The sequence below is a fragment of the Paenibacillus camerounensis genome, from assembly GCF_000723885.1.
In the GTDB taxonomy this organism is placed as follows: Bacteria; Bacillota; Bacilli; order Paenibacillales; family Paenibacillaceae; genus Paenibacillus_AQ; species Paenibacillus_AQ camerounensis.
Map to the genome: position 1 here is coordinate 1 of NZ_CCDG010000102.1, position 475 is coordinate 475.

General features: G+C 48.4%; 2 tRNA genes and 1 rRNA gene. All 3 read right to left on the reverse strand.

Going from position 1 to position 475, the window contains the following annotated elements:
• Nucleotides 1–47 precede the first annotated feature (47 nt).
• A tRNA-Ala gene (locus tag BN3772_RS28600) sits at nucleotides 48–123 on the reverse strand.
• A gap of 27 nt (nucleotides 124–150) precedes the next feature.
• Nucleotides 151–227 (reverse strand) — tRNA-Ile (locus tag BN3772_RS28605).
• A 39-nt stretch (nucleotides 228–266) separates the two neighbouring features.
• A 5S ribosomal RNA gene (gene rrf, locus BN3772_RS28610) occupies nucleotides 267–383 on the reverse strand.
• Nucleotides 384–475: the final 92 nt, after the last annotated feature.

Genomic DNA, 475 nt, shown 5'->3' on the forward strand with positions numbered 1-475 from the left:
CCAGTTTTCAAGGATCAAGATATTACATTATTCAAGTAAAACAATGATGGTGGAGCCAAGCGGGATCGAACCGCTGACCTCCTGCTTGCAAGGCAGGCGCTCTCCCAGCTGAGCTATGGCCCCATAAAATATAAAGTTGTAAATGTTATATGGTGGGCCTTGGTGGACTCGAACCACCGACCTCACCCTTATCAGAGGTGCGCTCTAACCAACTGAGCTAAAAGCCCATATAACATAACATGGTTCCAACCATAGAATGGTTGTCCGCTTGGCAGCGTCCTACTCTCCCAGGACCCTTCGGTCCAAGTACCATTGGCGCTGGAGGACTTAACGGTCGTGTTCGGGATGGGTACGTGTGGAACCCCTCCGCTATCGCCACCAAACGGTTATGAAAGGATTGACCTTTCAAAACTGAACACGAGTGAGTGTTCGAACCCGAAGGTTTTAATGGAAGTTAAACTTCCGATTTGAATGT